This is a genomic window from Aeromonas sp. s11 (assembly GCF_040907945.1).
In the GTDB taxonomy this organism is placed as follows: Bacteria; Pseudomonadota; Gammaproteobacteria; order Enterobacterales; family Aeromonadaceae; genus Aeromonas; species Aeromonas veronii.
The window spans coordinates 100197-117246 of the sequence record NZ_JBFOCU010000053.1 but is presented as its reverse complement, the minus strand read 5'-3'; the positions used below and the strand labels follow the sequence as shown (position 1 = coordinate 117246).

Here is a 17050-nt window from a genome sequence, read left to right as displayed (position 1 = left end):
ATTCAAACTTCTGACCAATTTTCAGCCATACGAGGTAACAAAGGGGCTATTTGCCCCGTTGCTGCGGACTTTGCCTGTCCAGTTCATGGAGGTAATCGAGCTTCTGGCCAATCTGCTTTTCAAGGCCGCGATCGGTGGGCTGGTAGTACTGCTTGCCGGCAAGCTCGGGCGGGAAATACTGCTCGCCCGCAGCATAGGCGCCCGGCTCGTCATGGGCGTAGCGATACTCGGCGCCATAGCCCAGATCGCTCATCAATTTGGTCGGCGCATTGCGCAGGTGCACCGGCACCTCGAAGTCAGGGAGGTTTTTGGCATCATGAAGCGCCGCCTTCCAGGCGGTGTAGACCGCATTGCTTTTCGGGGCACAGGCGAGATAGACGATCGCCTGGGCGATGGCCCGCTCCCCTTCCGCCGGCCCGACCCGATGGAAACAATCCCAGGCCGACAGGGCGACCTGCATGGCACGGGGATCGGCATTGCCCACATCTTCCGAGGCAATCGCCAGCAAGCGGCGGGCAATATAGAGGGGATCGCAACCGGCGCTCACCATGCGGGCGTACCAATAGAGCGCCGCATCCGGCGCCGAGCCGCGAATGGATTTGTGCACCGCGGAGATGAGGTCGTAGAAGTGATCGCCCCCCTTGTCGAAGCGGGCCACGTGCTCCCCCACCACGGCAGCGAGCAGGGCACTGTCGATCACCCGCGCCCCTGTGCTGTCGGTTTCGGCCATGTCGGCCAACAGCTCCAGATAGTTGAGGGATTTACGCCCGTCTCCATCCACCGCCTTGGCCAACGCCTCTTTGACGCCCGGGGCAAAGGTGAGTGCCGGATCATTGAGACCACGGGGATCGGTCATCGCCTGATCGAGCATGGCGAGAATATCGCTCTCCTCCAGTCGCTTGAGCAGATAGACCCGGGCCCTGGAGAGCAGTGCGTTGTTGAGTTCGAACGAGGGGTTTTCGGTGGTGGCACCGATAAAGGTGATGGTGCCATCCTCGATGTGAGGCAGGAACACATCCTGCTGGCTCTTGTTGAAGCGGTGCACCTCATCCACAAACAGGATGGTGCGCACTCCGCGCCAGCTGTTCTCCTTCGCCTTGTCGATGGCGGCGCGGATCTCCTTGATACCGGAGGTGACCGCAGAGAGTCGCTGCACTTCCGCCTGGCAGTAGTGAGCCATCAACTCCGCCAGCGTGGTCTTGCCGGTACCGGGCGGCCCCCACAGGATCATCGAGTGGCAGTGACCCGCCAGAATCGCTTTGCGCAGGGGCTTGTCAGCCCCCAGGATATGTTGCTGACCGATATACTGGTCGAGGTTTTGCGGCCGCATCCGGGCCGCCAGCGGACGAAAGTCCGATGAGAAATCCAGCGACAAGTTGCTCATCTGTATTGACCGTTCAGTATCACGGATACCGCCATGGAAAAACGGTCCGACGAGAAATCCAATAAGAGGTTACTCATCTGTATTGACCACCCAGCGTCACGCCACTCGCCTTTGACTGGCGCAGTGGCGAGCAATCCAACGACCGCTTGCTCATTAGCGCTGGTCGTCCAGCTCGACCCCCTTCGGGATCTTGAAAACAAATTCGTTGCCCTTGAGCACCGGCTTGCGGTTGAAGCTGCTCAGGGTGAATTCACTCCACTGCCCTTGTGCCTCTTTCACATCGAAACGACTAATGTTGTCTTGTCTGTCGAAGGTGACACGGAAGGAGGCGATCAGCTCATCCTTGTTGCGGCTGGTGACGGTGTAGACATCCCCCTGCTGGGTCACGTCATAGTTCTTCCAGAACTTGTCGTCATTGCCAGCGATCAGAATAAAGGGGGTGTTGAGCACCGCATCTTTCAGCTTGAGGGCGGTCACCTGCTCGACGAAGGGATCATAGACCCAGACATCCTGACCATCGGCCACGATCAGGCTCTCGTCCGGCGAGGTGGTGTGCCAGTTGAAACGGTTTGGCCGCTGCACCAACAGATCGCCGCTGGCCTTTTGCAGCTCCTTGCCCTTGCTGTCATAGACGGTCTGGGCAAATTTGGCGGAGAAGAGGCTCACCCCCGCCAGCTTCTGTTTGAGATCGCTGGCCGCATCGGCCCACACCTGGCTGCTGGCCATCAGCAGCACGGTACCTATCAACAGTTGTTTTTTCATCACGCTCTTCATAAAGACGCTCTCGATAAAAGGCCACGCCCGCGGAGGGCATGGCCAGGGATAGTATGAAACGGTGAGGCTTAGTCCCGCACCGGCGGCGGTGCCAGCACGTCACGCTGACCATTGCCACCCGGTGAGCTGACGATGCCCTGATTCTCCATCTGCTCGATGAGACGGGCTGCCCGGTTGTAACCAATCTTGAACTTGCGCTGGACGCTGGAGGTCGAGCCACGGCGGGACTCCACCACGAAAGCGACCGCTTCGTCGAACAAGGGGTCGAGCTCTTCATCGCCACCACCGCCATATTCGCCGCTGCCACCTTCGCCACCCGACTCACCGGAGAGGATCTCCTCGATGTAGTTCGGCTCGCCGCGCAGTTTCCAGTCCGCCACCACCTTGTGCACTTCGTGGTCATCGACAAAGGCACCGTGTACCCGGGTCGGGTTGGAGGTACCGGCCGGCATGTAGAGCATGTCGCCCATACCGAGCAGAGATTCGGCGCCGCCCTGATCAATGATGGTGCGCGAGTCGATCTTGCTCGACACCTGGAATGAGATCCGGGTCGGGATGTTGGCCTTGATAAGACCGGTAATCACATCCACCGACGGACGCTGGGTCGCCAGAATGAGGTGAATACCGGCAGCCCGCGCCTTCTGGGCAATACGGGCGATCAGCTCTTCCACCTTCTTGCCGACGATCATCATCATGTCGGCAAATTCGTCCACCACCACCACGATGTGGGGAAGCTTCTCCAGCTCCGGCGGCATCTGATCCATGGAGTCACCCGGGCGCCACAACGGATCCAGCAGGGGTTCCCCCTCCTCGATGGCAGCCAGTACCTTGTCGTTGTAGCCCTTGAGGTTGCGCACCCCGACTGCCGACATCAGCTTGTAACGGCGTTCCATCTCGCCCACACACCAGCGCAGGGCGTTGGCGGCATCCTTCATGTCGGTCACCACCTCGGTCAGCAGGTGCGGGATCCCTTCGTAGACCGAGAGTTCCAGCATCTTGGGGTCGATCATGATGAAACGCAGGTCATCGGGGGATGACTTGTAGAGCATCGAGATGATCATGGTGTTGACCCCCACCGACTTACCGGAACCTGTGGTACCAGCCACCAGCAGGTGCGGCATCTTGGCCAGGTTCACCACCACCGGCTCCCCTGCGATGTCCTGACCCAGGCCCATGGTGAGCGGGTTGCGGCTATCGCGGAAGGCATCGCAGTCGAGGGTTTCGCGCAGGTAAACGGTCTGGCGCACCCGGTTGGGCAGCTCGATACCGACATAAGTCTTGCCGGGGATCACCTCAACCACTCGCACACTGCTGGCAGACAAGGAGCGGGCCAGATCGCGCGAGAGGTTGGTGATCTTGCTCGCCTTCATACCCGGCGCCAGATCCAGCTCGAAACGGGTAATAACCGGGCCCGGATAGACACCGACCACCTTGGCCTGCACGTTGTAGTCGGCAAGCTTGGCCTCCACCAGACGACCCATGCGATCCAGCTCATCCTTGCTCATCATCTGGGTCTTGGCTGGCGGTCTGTCCAGCAGCTCGATACTGGGCAACGGCGGCATTGTTGACTGCGGACGACGCTTGGGCTTGGTTGGTGCGACGGCTACCGGCGCGGCGACCTCGTCGTCCCCTTCGGCCCAGGGCAGATCCAGATCGTCCTCATCATCGTCATCGGCCACAGCCAGTACCGGCTGACGGCGACCATTGGCGGCCGCCACCGCACGTTTGGGCTTGGCAGCCGGAGCTGGCTCATCATCTTCATCATCAAACTGGGGATCGAACTCGAAGGTATCGTCGTCGAGTTCGGGCAGCCACTCTTCGGAGGCAGCCTTCTGGTTCTTGGCCTTGGGCTTGCGAGTCCAGCTGGTGTGCGGCTCATCTTCCTCGTCATCAAACGCGATGGCCCCTACCCCGCCTTCCAGTAAGGGATCCGGCCCCTCGTTACGGGGTTGACGCCAGCCACCGGTCAGCCAGCGGCCGAGGGTGGTCGGGAAGTGGTAAACTGCGCTGACCGAACCGGTACAGGCCGCGCCGATCTGCTCGACGATGGTGAGCCAGGACCAGCCGGTAAACAGGGTGATGCCGGTTGCCACGAAGCAGAGCAGCATCAGGTTGGCCCCGACGCCGCCAAACAGCGGCACCACCGCGGAGGCTATTACATCCCCCACCAGACCACCGGCGGAGAAGTTCTGCATGTCGTTGAAGTTCATGCTGGCAATGGCCGACATGCCAAGCACAGTCAGGATAAAGCCGATGATCCGCACCCCCAGGGTGAGGTAATCCACATCGAGCAGACGGCTCGGGCGCCAGAACAGACTCCAGCCCAGCAGCACCACCAGCGGCGGCACCAGATAGGAGAAGGCACCAAAGGTAAACATGGTGATATCGGCGAGCCAGGCACCGGCACTACCGGCGAGGTTCTTCACCTCCCCTTGCCAGGAGGTCTGGGACCAGCCGGGATCAGCGGGATGATAGGACAACAGGGCAAGCAGAAGATAAGCAGCCATCAGGGTGATGGCGATCAAGACGGCTTCGAAGATCCGTTGTGTACCTGATAAAGGAGTAAACAGCTTTTTATCGGCCAAACTCCGGCTCCTTTCTGAAAACATGTAATGCAGGAAATAAGGGGGCCTAGTATCCCCGAAAAGCCCATCGATTGTCAGCCAGAGCCTGATGGGACGGGGCCATATTTGCAATTATCTTTACAAGAAGAAACGAGCGGACCGGCCGCTCGTTTCTGACTGTCATGGTGTCTCATATGGAGAAGATACCACGGCATAACCTGCTTTATCGGGTGCTGATCACCAGACGACTGCTCTGCTTGACCTCTTCCATCACCACGTAGGTGCGGGTGTCATTGACACCGGGCAGACGCAGCAGGGTTTCCCCCAACAGACGGCGGTAAGCCGACATGTCGCTGACTCGGGTCTTGAGCAGATAGTCGAAGTCACCGGAAACCAGATGACACTCCTGGATCTCTTCGAGCACCTGAACAGCCTTGTTGAACTGTTCAAACACATCAGGCGCCCCGCGATTGAGGGTTATCTCTACAAACACCAGCAGAGATGCGTCCAGATAATGAGGGTTCAGAATAGCGGCATATCCTTCGATATAACCTTGTCGCTCGAGGCGACGAACCCGTTCCAGACACGGTGTAGGACTCAGGCCAACTCGCTTGGACAACTCAACATTCGAAATCCTGCCATCCTTTTGCAGTTCATTAAGAATGTTGCGGTCAATCCTGTCCAAATCCTTTAGCCGACTCTTAGCTTCCATCATTTTATTCCATCCTTTGGCTATTTTTTGGTAAGAATCACCAGTCATTTTATAATTATGGTCACAAATCCTGTCAATACCTGAATATACTAGGCGCAAATGTTGGTTAACATTTTGGCAACATGAAACACCAATCTATAGACGAGGGATAGCATGATTATCGGTGTACCTAAAGAGATAAAAAACCATGAATACCGCGTAGGCATGGTTCCGGCCAGTGTACGTGAACTGACAGCACGAAACCATACTGTTTTCGTCCAAAGCGGTGCCGGAAACGGCATTGGCTTCAGCGATGCAGATTATATCGCTGTTGGAGCCGAAATTTTGGCCTCTGCAGCAGAGGTTTTCGCCAAAGCCGAGATGATCGTCAAGGTCAAGGAACCTCAGCCTGTCGAATGTGCCATGCTGCGTCCGGGTCAAACCCTGTTCACCTATCTGCATCTGGCGCCAGACTTGCCCCAGACCGAAGCCCTGCTGAAAAGCGGCGCAATCTGTATCGCCTATGAAACCGTCACCGACGGCCGTGGCGGCCTGCCCCTGCTGGCCCCCATGTCAGAAGTGGCCGGACGCATGTCTATTCAGGCGGGTGCCCAGGCGCTGGAAAAATCGCGCGGTGGTAGCGGTGTGCTGCTCGGCGGCGTACCCGGTGTCGAACCGGCCAAGGTGGTGATCATCGGCGGCGGCGTGGTCGGCTCCAATGCAGCCCGCATGGCCATTGGCCTGCGCGCGGATGTCACCATCCTCGACAACAACGTCGATACCCTGCGCCGTCTCGATAACGAGTTCCAGGGAGCGGCCAAGGTGGTTTACTCCAACAGCGAGACGCTGGAGCGTCATCTGCTGGCGGCCGATCTGGTCATCGGCGGCGTGCTGGTGCCGGGTGCCACTGCGCCAAAACTTGTCCGCCGTGACCACATTGCGCGCATGAAGCCGGGTTCTGCCATCGTCGATGTGGCCATCGATCAGGGCGGCTGTGTGGAAACCTCCCACGCCACCACCCACCAGGATCCGACCTATATTGTCGATGAGGTGGTGCACTACTGTGTCGCCAACATGCCGGGGGCGGTGGCCCGCACCTCGACCGTGGCGCTCAACAATGCCACCCTCCCCTTTATCATCAAGCTGGCCCAGCAAGGGTATCGTCAGGCACTGCTGAGCGACCCCAACCTGTTGCACGGGCTCAACGTGATGGAGGGCAAGCTCACTTGCAAGGAAGTGGCCGTGGCACATGGCCTTGCCTACACGGATCCCCTGACCCTGCTGAACTGATCTGCGCTGGCCTGCGCCAGTTGGAGATGAGTGAAAATCCGCCCGCGATGGGCGGTTTTTTATTCCTTTATTTTGCATGTCACCCCTTGTGAACACGATTAGTGCAATCGACTCACCAGCCTTTGACCCCGGATCACGAATTACCTACAATCGCGCAAACTCATCACATCCCGGAAATGACATCATGAGCCAAGTCACTCACAGCAAATTGCTGATCTTAGGGTCAGGCCCGGCCGGTTACACCGCGGCCGTCTATGCCGCCCGCGCCAACCTCAATCCCCTGCTCATCACCGGCATGCAGCAAGGGGGTCAGCTGACCACCACCACCGAAGTGGAGAACTGGCCAGGTGATCCGGAAGGGCTGACCGGCCCTGCCCTGATGGAGCGCATGAAAGCCCATGCAGAGAAGTTCGATACCCGCATCCTGTTTGATCACATCAACAGTGTCGAACTGACTCAGCGCCCGTTCCGTCTCAAGGGCGACAACGGCGAGTACACCTGCGATGCCCTGATCATCGCGACCGGCGCCTCCGCCAAGTATCTGGGTTTGCCCTCCGAAGAAGCCTTCAAGGGGCGCGGCGTCTCTGCCTGTGCCACCTGTGACGGTTTCTTCTACCGCAATCAGGAAGTGGCGGTGATCGGCGGCGGCAACACCGCTGTGGAAGAGGCCTTGTATCTGGCCAACATCGCCAAGAAAGTGCACCTGATCCACCGCCGCGACGAATTCCGTGCCGAGAAGATCCTGATCAAGCGTCTGCACGACAAGGTTGCGAGCGGCAACATCGTGCTGCACACCCACCAGACCCTGGACGAAGTGCTGGGCGATCAGATGGGGGTCACCGGTGTGCGCCTGCGCAACACTCAGGACAACAGCACCAGCGAGCTGCCGCTGATGGGCATCTTCATCGCCATCGGCCACCAGCCCAATACCCAGATCTTCGATGGCCAGCTGGAGATGCAAAACGGCTATCTGAAGGTACGTGGCGGCCTCGACGGTTTTGCCACCCAGACCAGCATTGAAGGTGTCTTCGCTGCCGGCGACGTGGCCGACCACAACTACCGTCAGGCGATCACCTCTGCCGGTACCGGCTGCATGGCAGCCCTCGATGCCGAACGCTACCTCGACGCGCAATAAAAGCACGGCTCTCTAACAACGCAATGACTGGCAAAAGGTATACTCTGGTATACCTTTTGCTTTATTGGATAGAATGTCGCTCTCGCAGGGAACTCGCGTAATGAATAAACTTCTTCTGGTGGAAGATAGTCAGACCATAAGCCGTATGCTGACACAAGCCATCCGCCAACATCTCAATCTGGAAGTGGATGCTGTATATACCCTGGCCGAGTGTCTAGCCAAACATCATGGTGACTATTTTGTGGCGTTAGTCGATTTGACATTGCCCGATGCACCAAATGGTGAAGCGGCCAGCGCATTATTAGCTCGTGGGGTGCCTGTCATTATCCTGACGGCTAACCTCAACGAAGACTCCAGACGCTATTGGCTCGAACAAGGTGCACTTGACTACATCATCAAGGATTCCCGCTTCAGTGCTCAATACACTGTCAGTATGGTAAGACGCCTCTCTAATAACCGCGCTATCGAGGTCATGGTAGTGGACGATTCGATGATGTCACGCCACCATATTGCCAACCTGCTACGTCGTCAGTTATTGACCGTCTTTGAAGCCGAATCAGGCCAACAAGCATTACACCTGCTCAGGGAGCATCCTACCATTCGTCTTATCGTGACCGATTATCTAATGCCACAGATGGATGGTATAGAGTTGGTTCGGCGACTACGGGACATCTTCGATAAACAGTCTCTCGCTATTCTTGGACTCTCCAGCTCTGAAGACAAAACGCTTTCAGCCCGATTCATCAAACTGGGGGCAAATGATTTTTTGAGCAAACCGTTCACCCCCGAAGAGCTTTACTGCCGGGTTGGCCATAATCTGGAGACACTGGAGCTAATGGATACCATCCGTGATACAGCCAATCGCGACTATCTAACCAATCTCTACAACCGCCGTTTTCTGTTCGAACACGGCAACAAATGGCTGCAAGAACAGCCTACGCTGACGGCCTGTTTACTCGATATCGATCACTTCAAACGTGTCAATGACCAACATGGGCATCACATCGGCGACAATGTACTTAAACTGGTCGCAGGGAAGTTAAAGGAATACTTCAAGGAAGAGTTGGTGGCCAGACTCGGCGGAGAAGAGTTTTGCATTCTCAGTAAACAACCAAGTTTCTCATGCCTGCTTGAGCGACTAGACCAGTTTAGAGTGGCAATATCACAGGAAGAGATCAGGGTAGACAATGCTGTCTTTTCGATAACCATAAGTTTTGGCATCACCAACACCCCATCGGATGAGCTAGGTAACCTACTCAACGATGCAGACCAACTGCTCTATCAAGCCAAGCATGCTGGCCGCAACTGCATCATGCAACATGAGCATCAATAGGTTTTATCCACCCGCACCCCATCATCGAAGTAGAGAATGCGCACCTTGTCTCCATTGGCAAAGACCATGGCGGGATCATAATCCTGGATCACGTTGATAAGGGCATTTTGCTCGTTGCGGATCAGCAGCTCCACCAGCTTGTTTTCCACCACGGTTCCCCCGGACTGGTATTGCTGCGCAGCCGCAGCACCTGCGAGCGCGCCGACGGCGGTGGCTATTTCACGGCCATGACCGCCACCAAACTGGTTCCCCAGCAGGCCGCCCAACACAGCCCCTCCCAGCGTCTTCCAGCCAGAGTGCTCGGACTCCAGGATCTGGCGCTGGGTAATATTGCGCACCGTTTCGACCTGACCAAACACCACCTGATTGACTGGCCGCGCGGTATTGCGCTGGTAGACCTCCGCCCCGGCGGGCGCCGTGACAAAGCAGAGCAAGCTGGATACTATCAGGATAATGGCCTTCATCTATGAACCTCGTTGCCTTATGTCTCGCTATCTTACCCAACTGGATGATGAGCTTTGCTGGTTTCCCGACCCCAACCATGCGCTGGAAGAGCCCAACGGCTTGCTGGCGATCGGCGGAGATCTCTCCCCGGCCAGATTGCTGGCAGCTTACCACAAGGGGATCTTCCCGTGGAATGAACCCCACCAGCCGACCCTGTGGTGGTCACCGGATCCCCGCGGAGTGATCCGTCCCGACCAACTCCATGTGGGGCGGACACTGCAGAAGATTATCCGCCGTACCCCATTCGATATTTCTGTCAATCGCGCCTTTAATGAAGTCATTACCGCCTGCGCCGCCCCTCGTCGCACTGCCGATGGCACCTGGATCAGCCAGCCCATGATCGAGGCCTACCAGCAGTTGCATCGGCTGGGCCATGCCCACTCTATCGAGATCTGGCAGGAGGGAGAGCTGCAAGCGGGACTGTATGGCCTCTCTATCGGCCGACTGTTTTGCGGTGAATCCATGTTCAGTCGGATTGATAACGGCGCCAAGCTGGCGATGGTGGCACTCTGTCGCCACTTCGCACGCCATCGCGGCGCCCTCATCGATTGCCAGATGCAAAACCCGTTTCTGGCGACCCTAGGTATCGAGGAGTGGCCACGGACCCGTTTTCTGGCTGAGCTGGCGCGCCTTGGCCATCAACCACTATTGGCTTCCTGCTGGCAAGAGGGGGAGATCAGCTTATGACTGAAGAAGTGATCCTCAAAGTAGGGCTGACTCCCAAGCATCCCTGCAGTTATCTGGACCATGAACAGGAGCAGTTGCTGGTGCTGATGGATCACAATCTGCTCAACGCCAACGGTTACGAGCGACTGTTGACTGCCGGTTTTCGCCGCAGTGGCAACGACATCTATCGTCCCCACTGCCCGGCGTGCCATGCCTGCCAATCCCTTCGTATTCACAGCGAGCGCTTTCGCCCCAGCCGCGGCCAGAAACGGATCCGCCAGCTCAACAGGGATATCGAGATCGTCCTGAGCTATGATGACAAACCCGAGTATTACCTGCTCTACGAACGTTATATCCGCGAACGCCATCACGATGGCAGCATGTATCCCCCCAACCGCAGCCAGTATCGCGGGTTTCTCCATTGTGACTGGATGCCGCCGCTCTACCTAGAGATGCGCAAAGAGGGCCGCCTGATCGGTGTCGCCACCACAGACCTGCTGCCCCACTCCTTGAGCGCCATGTACACCTTCTTCGATCCTGACTATGCCGATCGCTCCCTGGGCACCTTTGCCATCCTCTGCCAGCTCGATCTGGCCAAGCGAACAGGGCGAAGCTGGCTCTATCTCGGCTATCTGGTAGAGGCGTGTCGCAAGATGAATTACAAACGCAATTACCTCCCTCATGAGCTGTTAATTCAGGGGGAATGGAAAAATATCGACACCAAGCCCGAGTAAACTTTACACATAGCCTTAAATCCGGCATGATCCAGCGGTTTTTTGTTGTGGCTTATCAAGAGGATTCAATGGCTAAAGAAGACAGTATTGAGATGCAGGGCACTATTCTCGAAACCCTGCCCAATACCATGTTCCGTGTGGAACTGGAGAATGGTCACGTGGTTATCGCTCATATTTCAGGCAAGATGCGCAAAAACTACATTCGTATCCTGACTGGAGACAAAGTAACGGTAGCACTGACTCCCTACGATCTCTCCAAGGGACGTATTGTTTTCCGCTCTCGCTAAGCCAGGAATTCAGCAAAAAACCCCAACCTTTCGGTTGGGGTTTTTTGTCGTTTTCTGATAACTGACGCTTAGTGGGAAACAGCTTCAACATTGACCTTAAAATCAAAGCTGAGGCTGTCATTTACCAACTCAACCTTCACTATTCCCCCGTCAACCAGTGAACCAAACAGGATCTCGTTGGCCAGGGGTTTCTTGAGGTGCTCCTGGATCACCCGCCCCATCGGTCTGGCGCCCATGGCTCTGTCATATCCCTTCTCTGCCAACCAGTGGCGGGCACGCTCGGACACCTCGAGAGAAACTCCCTTCGCATCCAGTTGAACCTGCAATTCGACAATGAACTTGTCGACCACCTGATGGATCACCGTCATATCGAGATGGTTGAACCAGATGGTGTGATCAAGCCGGTTACGAAACTCCGGACTGAAGGTCTTGTTGATCACCGCCATGGCATCGTGGCTCAAATCCTGTTGCTGGAAGCCAATCGATTTGCGCTGGGTCTCCTGCACACCGGCGTTGGTAGTCATCACCAAAATGACGTTACGGAAATCCGCCTTGCGCCCGTTGTTGTCGGTCAGGGTGCCGTTGTCCATCACCTGCAACAGCAGATTGAATACGTCCGGGTGAGCTTTCTCAATTTCGTCAAGCAACACAACGGAATGAGGATGCTTGATCACCGCATCAGTCAGCAGACCACCCTGCTCAAAACCGACATAGCCGGGAGGCGCACCAATCAGACGTGAGACGGTGTGACGCTCCATATACTCAGACATATCAAAGCGCAGCATCTCCACCCCCAGCGCCTTGCCCAACTGCTGGGTCACCTCTGTTTTACCGACACCGGTAGGACCGGCAAACAGGAAGCAACCAACCGGGCGACGCTCGTTGCCAAGTCCGGAGCGTGACAGGCGAATCGCATCGGTCAGCACCTCGATGGCTTTATCCTGACCAAAGACCACCATCTTCAGATTGCGCTCCAGGTTCTTCAGTACTTCTTTATCTGAAGAGGAGACTGATTTTTCCGGAATGCGGGCGATCTTGGCCACAATGGACTCAATTTCCTGCACATTGATCACTTTCTTGCGCTTGCTCGCCGGCAGCAACCGTTGACCGGCGCCCGCCTCGTCGATCACATCGATCGCCTTGTCGGGTAGGTGACGATCATTGATGTACTTGGCAGAAAGCTCGGCAGCTGCACGGATCGCCTTGGCGGTATAGCGCACGCCGTGGTGGGCTTCGTAGCGACTCTTGAGCCCCATCAGGATGCGAGTGGTATCATCGATAGTCGGCTCGACAATATCGATCTTCTGGAAGCGACGGGCCAGCGCACGGTCTTTCTCGAAGATCTGGGCGTACTCCTGATAAGTGGTGGAGCCCACACAGCGGAGCAAACCATTGGAGAGCAGTGGCTTGATCAGGTTGGCCGCATCCAGCTGACCACCGGAAGCTGCACCGGCACCAATGATGGTATGGATCTCGTCGATAAAGAGGATGGCCCCTTCCTGACGCTCAATCTGCTTGAGCAGTACCTTGAGGCGCTTCTCGAAATCACCACGGTACTTGGTGCCCGCCAGCAGAGAACCCATATCCAGCGAATAGATGGTACTGCCCGCAATCACCTCGGGCACATCGCCTTTAACGATACGGTAAGCCAACCCTTCGGCAATGGCGGTTTTACCCACGCCCGCTTCACCCACCAGCAGCGGGTTGTTCTTGCGACGGCGGCAGAGCACCTGAATGGTACGGTTGAGCTCCTGATCACGACCAATCAGCGGATCGATGCGCCCTTCCAGCACCAGCTGGTTCAGGTTGGTGGCAAAGCTTTCGATCTGGGCGGCCGAAACATCATCATCAGACTCGGGATTGTTATTGCTGCCGAGATCCGGCTTGTTATCCTTGCGCACCCCGTGGGAGAGGAAATTGACGACGTCGAGACGGCTGATCTCGGCTTTTTTCAGGAAATAGGCAGCTTGTGACTCCTGCTCACTGAAGATAGCGACCAGCACGTTGGCGCCGCTGACTTCGGTATTGCCGGAGGATTGCACATGGAAGACGGCACGCTGCAACACGCGCTGGAAGCCCAGTGTCGGCTGGGTTTCACGATCTTCATCGTCGCGCGGTATGAGCGGAGTAGTTTGGGTGATGAATGCGCGGATCTCCTTGCGCATCTGCTCGACATCGGCACCACAGGAGCTCAGCGCCTCATGGGCTGAACTGTTATCCAGAAGGGCTAACAACAGGTGCTCGACGGTCATGAATTCGTGGCGCTCGTCACGGGCCAGTTTGAAAGCCTCGTTCAGCGTCTTTTCTAGATCTTTATTCAACATAGGCACCTCCCCTAGTACAGCTACAATGTGATGTCACACTCGCCATCAAGTCATCAGATTCAAGCCTTTTCCATAGTACAGAGCAGTGGATGTTCGTTGTTACGTGCATAGGTGTTGACCTGGACAACCTTGGTTTCGGCGATCTCTGCGGTAAACATGCCGCAGACACCCTTACCACTATAATGCACACTCAGCATGACCTGAGTCGCCTTGTCCAAATCCATACCAAAGAACTTTTGCAGCACCTCCACCACAAACTCCATGGGCGTGTAGTCATCGTTGTTCAACACAACCTTATACATGGGTGGCGGCTGCAGCTTTGTTTTCTCTGCTTCTGCAATCTCTTCATTAGCAAAGAGTTCTTTCTGCTTGCTCATAATCGCGCTTTGGTACCTCTAGATTACTACCGTCTAACACAAGGTTGTCAATAGACTTGTTAACCAGATCACATCAGCTGTTAACAACTTCTTGACTCGCTCAAAAGTTAGACTAGATTGGTTACTTGCTAATCTGTGCCCGTCTGCTATGGGCCCATGTCCCTAGTTATAAAGGGCTGGCGCAGGTTACTCAACGACTTCTGGGTAATCAATAAAAGGATGTAGAAGTATGGCAACCGGCACAGTTAAGTGGTTTAACAACGCAAAAGGATTTGGGTTTATCTGTCCGGAAGGGGGCGGTGAGGATATCTTCGCTCACTACTCCACGATTCAAATGGAGGGCTACAAGACCCTGAAAGCGGGTCAAGCTGTCAATTTTGAACTGCAACAGGGGCCGAAAGGAAATCACGCCTCTGTGATTGTGCCAAACGAAGCACAAAATATGTAAATAACACCCGTTGGATAAATAAAAAACCGGTTCCTCTCTGAGCAACCGGTTTTTTATTGTCAGATTTCTGGCGAATCCTGCCTCCTCACGGGATCGCAGGGTTATCACCAGCCATGATCAGTCGTGATATTCACTGCAGGCGATCAGGGTATTTTCCATCAGGCTGGCGACCGTCATCGGGCCCACACCACCGGGTACCGGAGTAATGAAGGAGGCATGGCTGCGCGCCGTCTCAAACTCCACATCCCCGACCAGCGAGCCATCAGCCAAGCGATTGATGCCCACATCGATTACCAGTGCCCCCGGTTTGATCCACTCGCCAGGAATGAAGTTGGGCTTGCCGACCGCAACAACCAGCAGATCGGCACGGCGAACCTGCTCTTCCAGATCCCGGGTAAAGCGGTGACAGGTCGTGGTTGTGCAGCCAGCCAGCAACAATTCGAGGGTCATGGGACGCCCGACGATGTTGGACGCTCCCACCACGACCGCATGCAGACCATGTGTCTTCACGCCGGTGGTCTCGATCAGCGTCATGATCCCTTTCGGAGTGCAGGGGCGCAGCGCCGGAATACGTTGGGCCAGACGACCGACGTTATACGGGTGAAATCCATCTACATCCTTGTCAGGCTGGATCCGCTCCAGCACCTGAGTGGTATCAAAGTGATCCGGCAACGGCAGCTGAACCAGAATGCCATCTACGTGGCTATCCGCATTCAACTGGTCGATCAGCGCCAGCAGCTCTTCCTGACTGGCGGTTGCACTCAGATCATAGGAGCGGGAGAGAAACCCCACCTCCTCACATGCCCGGCGTTTGCTGCCGACATAGACCTGAGAGGCGGGATCCGCCCCCACCAGAATGACTGCCAGCCCTGGAGCCCGTTTCCCTGCCGCCAACCGCTGTTGGACTTGCGCCGCGACCTGGCTGCGAATCGTTTGCGCAACCTGTTTTCCATCTATGATTTTGGCAGACATCGTTCTCCACTCACCATGTGTTCAACTGCCGCGCATTGTCGCATTTTTTTAGCCGGGATGTTAGCGGCAGACGCACGCCAGACCTGTAGCGGGCAATAAGTAGGCACTTGAATTTACTGGGGGAAAAAGTCGTTGACGCTGGCCCTTACGCTTGGCTATGATGCCCGCCCGTTGCCCAGTACGACTCTTGTCGATATGCTGGTCAGGGATTTTCGGTGATTAGCGCAGCCCGGTAGCGCATCTGGTTTGGGACCAGAGGGTCAAAGGTTCGAATCCTTTATCACCGACCATGTTCATCGATTCGTCCTCAAAACGGGTTGATACAAAGCGCCCTTAGCTCAGTTGGATAGAGCAACGGCCTTCTAAGCCGTGGGTCGCAGGTTCGAATCCTGCAGGGCGCGCCATTGATGTTCCCCAATCCTTCTGGATTGGCGAGCGTTGATGAAAATTTCAGTGGTGGCTGTAGCTCAGTTGGTAGAGTCCCGGATTGTGATTCCGGTTGTCGTGGGTTCGAGCCCCATCAGCCACCCCATTATTCTGTCGATAATCGCCGCAAGGTGATCTCCATCGACTTGGTGCAGTGACCTTCTGGTCTGCTCCACAAAAAACCGGCCTTGGCCGGTTTTTTGTTTTGCGCTCGACAGTGCCATGCCTTGTCTGCAAGGCCATCCTCCAGACCGATAAACGCGGCTCTGCACATTTGTCACGATGTGCGCCTCCCCATCGATACACACAGCCGCACTCCCCCGCACATCAGCCTGCCCGGTTCTTTTTCTGTATTTCCCAAGCGCCATTGATATGCTGATCGCTCTTCTTCTCTCCTGCTTTCCGTTGGAGCTTTTCTATGCAACGCATTCTTTTTGTCGAAGATGATCCCGAGATTGGCCAGCTCATCAGCAGTTGGCTCGGTCGCCACGATATGGACGTGATCCTCGAGCCCAGAGGAGACATGGCGCTGGCCCGGGTCGAGGCAGAACAGCCCGACCTGGTGCTGCTCGATATCATGTTGCCGGGGCAGGATGGCATGTCCCTCTGTCGGGATCTGCGGCCGCGCTTCGACGGCCCCATCGTAATGCTCACCTCGCTGGATAGCGACATGAACCAGATCCTTAGTCTGGAGCTGGGCGCCAACGACTACATCCTTAAAACCACCCCCCCCCCCGTGCTGCTGGCCAGACTGAGGGTGCAGTTTCGCCAGCACCCGCAAGCATCAACCCAACCGGCAGCCACCAGCAGCGTTCCACAGCAACTGCAATTTGGTCGGCTGCGGGTGGATGGCCCGGGGCGAGATGTGCGGCTCGATGGCGAGAGCGTTGCTCTCTCGACCACCGACTTTGATCTGCTGTGGGAGCTCGCCTGCCACGCGGGCCAAATCTTGAGTCGGGAAGCCCTCTTTCGCAGCTTGCGCGGCCGGGAGTACGACGGTCAGGATCGCAGCATGGATGTGGCCATCTCCCGCCTGCGCCGCAAACTGGGTGATAACCCCGACAACCCGACTCGGATCAAGACGGTGCGCCAAAAAGGCTACCTCTTCATCCCTCACGCCTGGGAATAACCCTCTTTCGGG

At 56.4% G+C, this 17050-nt stretch carries 16 protein-coding genes and 3 tRNA genes; 11 read left to right on the top strand and 8 right to left on the bottom strand.

Annotated elements, in window-relative coordinates; genetic code table 11:
* Positions 1–46: 46 nt before the first annotated feature.
* From AB5Y84_RS14940 to lrp, 4 genes are all read right to left on the bottom strand, one after another.
* Positions 47–1384 (bottom strand): replication-associated recombination protein A, encoded by a 1338-nt coding sequence (locus tag AB5Y84_RS14940; RefSeq protein ID WP_368177261.1) that lies wholly within the window; start codon positions 1382–1384, stop codon positions 47–49.
* Between the two features lie 153 nt (positions 1385–1537).
* Positions 1538–2146 carry an outer membrane lipoprotein chaperone LolA gene (lolA, locus tag AB5Y84_RS14935; protein ID WP_236396459.1) on the bottom strand — a complete coding sequence of 203 codons (609 nt, stop codon included), beginning with the start codon at positions 2144–2146 and terminating at the stop codon, positions 1538–1540.
* Positions 2147–2226: 80 nt separating this feature from the next.
* On the bottom strand, positions 2227–4743 hold the full coding sequence (locus AB5Y84_RS14930) for a DNA translocase FtsK 4TM domain-containing protein (RefSeq protein ID WP_368177260.1): 2517 nt from the start codon (positions 4741–4743) through the stop codon (positions 2227–2229).
* Between the two features lie 202 nt (positions 4744–4945).
* Positions 4946–5437 (bottom strand): leucine-responsive transcriptional regulator Lrp, encoded by a 492-nt coding sequence (gene lrp, locus AB5Y84_RS14925; protein WP_005300047.1) that lies wholly within the window; start codon positions 5435–5437, stop codon positions 4946–4948.
* A gap of 150 nt (positions 5438–5587) precedes the next feature.
* Here lrp and ald point away from each other — a divergent pair, with 150 nt between their 5' ends.
* The 3 genes from ald to AB5Y84_RS14910 all read left to right on the top strand — a co-directional run bounded on the left by ald (position 5588) and on the right by AB5Y84_RS14910 (position 9171).
* Positions 5588–6703, top strand: a complete 1116-nt coding sequence (ald, locus tag AB5Y84_RS14920; RefSeq protein WP_005337098.1) for an alanine dehydrogenase — start codon at positions 5588–5590, stop codon at positions 6701–6703.
* 184 nt (positions 6704–6887) lie between these two features.
* Complete coding sequence (gene trxB / locus AB5Y84_RS14915; protein ID WP_368177259.1) at positions 6888–7838, top strand: thioredoxin-disulfide reductase; 951 nt, start codon at positions 6888–6890, stop codon at positions 7836–7838.
* 100 nt (positions 7839–7938) lie between these two features.
* Entirely contained in the window at positions 7939–9171 is a 1233-nt protein-coding gene (locus AB5Y84_RS14910; protein WP_005337103.1) for a diguanylate cyclase, read from the top strand.
* Here AB5Y84_RS14910 and AB5Y84_RS14905 read toward each other — a convergent pair.
* Positions 9165–9635: a glycine zipper 2TM domain-containing protein gene (locus AB5Y84_RS14905; RefSeq protein ID WP_005337104.1), complete on the bottom strand. Its 471-nt coding sequence runs from the start codon at positions 9633–9635 to the stop codon at positions 9165–9167. The genes AB5Y84_RS14910 and AB5Y84_RS14905 overlap by 7 nt on opposite strands.
* A gap of 19 nt (positions 9636–9654) precedes the next feature.
* Here AB5Y84_RS14905 and aat point away from each other — a divergent pair, with 19 nt between their 5' ends.
* From aat to infA, 3 genes are all read left to right on the top strand, one after another.
* Positions 9655–10362 carry a leucyl/phenylalanyl-tRNA--protein transferase gene (gene aat / locus AB5Y84_RS14900; protein WP_005337106.1) on the top strand — a complete coding sequence of 236 codons (708 nt, stop codon included), beginning with the start codon at positions 9655–9657 and terminating at the stop codon, positions 10360–10362.
* On the top strand, positions 10359–11075 hold the full coding sequence (locus AB5Y84_RS14895; protein WP_005337108.1) for an arginyltransferase: 717 nt from the start codon (positions 10359–10361) through the stop codon (positions 11073–11075). The genes aat and AB5Y84_RS14895 overlap by 4 nt, the downstream gene beginning before the upstream one ends.
* A gap of 68 nt (positions 11076–11143) precedes the next feature.
* Positions 11144–11362: a translation initiation factor IF-1 gene (gene infA / locus AB5Y84_RS14890; RefSeq protein ID WP_005300033.1), complete on the top strand. Its 219-nt coding sequence runs from the start codon at positions 11144–11146 to the stop codon at positions 11360–11362.
* Positions 11363–11430: 68 nt separating this feature from the next.
* On the opposite strand, the gene clpA is transcribed toward infA, so the two are convergent.
* On the bottom strand, positions 11431–13686 hold the full coding sequence (clpA, locus tag AB5Y84_RS14885; RefSeq protein WP_368177258.1) for an ATP-dependent Clp protease ATP-binding subunit ClpA: 2256 nt from the start codon (positions 13684–13686) through the stop codon (positions 11431–11433).
* A gap of 59 nt (positions 13687–13745) precedes the next feature.
* Positions 13746–14063: an ATP-dependent Clp protease adapter ClpS gene (clpS, locus tag AB5Y84_RS14880; RefSeq protein ID WP_005337111.1), complete on the bottom strand. Its 318-nt coding sequence runs from the start codon at positions 14061–14063 to the stop codon at positions 13746–13748.
* A 229-nt stretch (positions 14064–14292) separates the two neighbouring features.
* On the opposite strand from clpS, the gene cspD reads away from it, so the two are divergent.
* Positions 14293–14511 carry a cold shock-like protein CspD gene (gene cspD, locus AB5Y84_RS14875; protein WP_005300025.1) on the top strand — a complete coding sequence of 73 codons (219 nt, stop codon included), beginning with the start codon at positions 14293–14295 and terminating at the stop codon, positions 14509–14511.
* A gap of 117 nt (positions 14512–14628) precedes the next feature.
* On the opposite strand, the gene folD is transcribed toward cspD, so the two are convergent.
* Entirely contained in the window at positions 14629–15483 is an 855-nt protein-coding gene (folD, locus tag AB5Y84_RS14870) for a bifunctional methylenetetrahydrofolate dehydrogenase/methenyltetrahydrofolate cyclohydrolase FolD (RefSeq protein ID WP_005337113.1), read from the bottom strand.
* Between the two features lie 213 nt (positions 15484–15696).
* On the opposite strand from folD, the gene AB5Y84_RS14865 reads away from it, so the two are divergent.
* From AB5Y84_RS14865 to rstA, 4 genes are all read left to right on the top strand, one after another.
* Positions 15697–15773: transfer RNA gene (locus AB5Y84_RS14865), tRNA-Pro, on the top strand.
* A 37-nt stretch (positions 15774–15810) separates the two neighbouring features.
* A tRNA-Arg gene (locus tag AB5Y84_RS14860) sits at positions 15811–15887 on the top strand.
* 52 nt (positions 15888–15939) lie between these two features.
* A tRNA-His gene (locus tag AB5Y84_RS14855) sits at positions 15940–16015 on the top strand.
* 312 nt (positions 16016–16327) lie between these two features.
* The gene (gene rstA, locus AB5Y84_RS14850; protein ID WP_368177257.1) at positions 16328–17038 is read left to right on the top strand and encodes a two-component system response regulator RstA; all 711 of its coding nucleotides are present in this window, start codon (positions 16328–16330) and stop codon (positions 17036–17038) included.
* Positions 17039–17050: the final 12 nt, after the last annotated feature.